Annotated in this window: 1 protein-coding gene; it reads right to left on the bottom strand. The window is 56.7% G+C overall.

The window, feature by feature from the left end:
* Window positions 1–192: 192 nt before the first annotated feature.
* Entirely contained in the window at window positions 193–1,191 is a 999-nt protein-coding gene (locus GWG54_RS20505) for an IS110 family transposase (RefSeq protein ID WP_167939478.1), read from the bottom strand.
* Window positions 1,192–1,419: the final 228 nt, after the last annotated feature.

The raw sequence follows: 1,419 nt of genomic DNA, 5'->3' as shown, positions 1-1,419 counted from the left end.
CCGACCAAACCACCGCTGACGATAAAATGATTGGGGCGTACTGATGTCTGCCGCCCCGCACAGCCGGCAGGCGGTCGGTATCTTGTGCTGTGCGGTTAGTGCGGTGCGGTTGCTGTTGAAGACAGCAGCCGCTCACGGAGGGCCTCGGCCAGCCACTGAGGGCCGCCGCTCGGCGGCCCTCAGATCCGTCGTCTACGCACTCACACCAGGTGGATCGTATACTTCACCTCGGTCAAGCATGTGATAGATCGAAACCAACATCTTCCGCGCGGTTGCGACGATTGCTTTCTGTGAGTTCTTCCGTCGCGCTAACCGCTCGTAGAACCGGCTGAGATATTCGTCGTGGCTGGTATGGACTGCAGTATGCGCAGCCTGGACCAACAACCACCGAACACGTCCTGATCCACGTTTCGAGATCGCTCCTTCGATCCGCGAGTCGCCTGACTCGCGGATCACCGGGTTCAATCCGACGTAGCTGACAACTTCTTTGTCCCCATCGAACCGATCAATCTCACCTAACTCGGCATAGATCGTCAGTGCCGTATAGTAGCTCACGCCGGGAATCGTCATGAGCAGCTGGGTCTCCTTCAGAGACCCAGCGTGCTCTTCAATCACTTTTTCGAGTTCATGAATCTCGTCGGTGAGTGTCTCGATCACCTCTAGGTAGGACTCTAACAACGTATCCCACGGTGCCGGGAGCGAGAGTTCCCGCAGGAACTCTCGCCCCTTAACACTCAGCGGCTTCACATCCTCAGTAATCCCGTGATCGGAGAGTAGTCCGTGAATTTTGTTGGCATACTCTGTTCGGTTCTCGACTAACGACTGTCGCCCGCGCACAAGTGCGCGGGCTTGTCTAATCTCGTCGGTTGGAACGTAGCTCTCCGGCACAGAGTTCAACCGAACCATCCGCGCTAACTCTTTAGCGTCAACACGATCGGTTTTCTTGTCAGTGTCAGCGATCTGGTTCAGTTCTTTCGGATGGGCAACAGTCACATCCAAATGCTGTGCGAGCGTGTCATGGATGTGGTAGTAATTGCTGGTCGCCTCGATGGCTGCTTTCGAATTAGCGTACCGCTGGGCGAGGTCGTCGAGGTTCGCGTTTTTGACGCGAACCTCTTCGACAATCTCTCCAGCATCATCCATTACTGCCACCTGTGCGTACCGTTTGTGGATGTCGATTCCGAGGTACATGGTCTGTTCACCCGGGACGCCAGTGCGTGAAGCAGAGATTCACCTATTCGGGCTTTCCCGGGTGCCGCGCGACGCGGCACCCGGGCTGTAACGCCCATGACTCGGCTTCTTTCGCACACGGACCAGTCAACACGACGTGCTCGATGGCACGGAATAGCGGTCGGTCTCTTGCGCCCCATGCTTGGTTTACGCCCTCATGGAGTAGCAGCGTTTCCATCGAGTCAACAC

Source organism: Natronococcus sp. JC468, assembly GCF_012163165.1.
GTDB lineage: Archaea > Halobacteriota > Halobacteria > Halobacteriales > Natrialbaceae > Natronococcus > Natronococcus jeotgali.
This window is presented reverse-complemented; position numbering and strand designations above follow the sequence as displayed.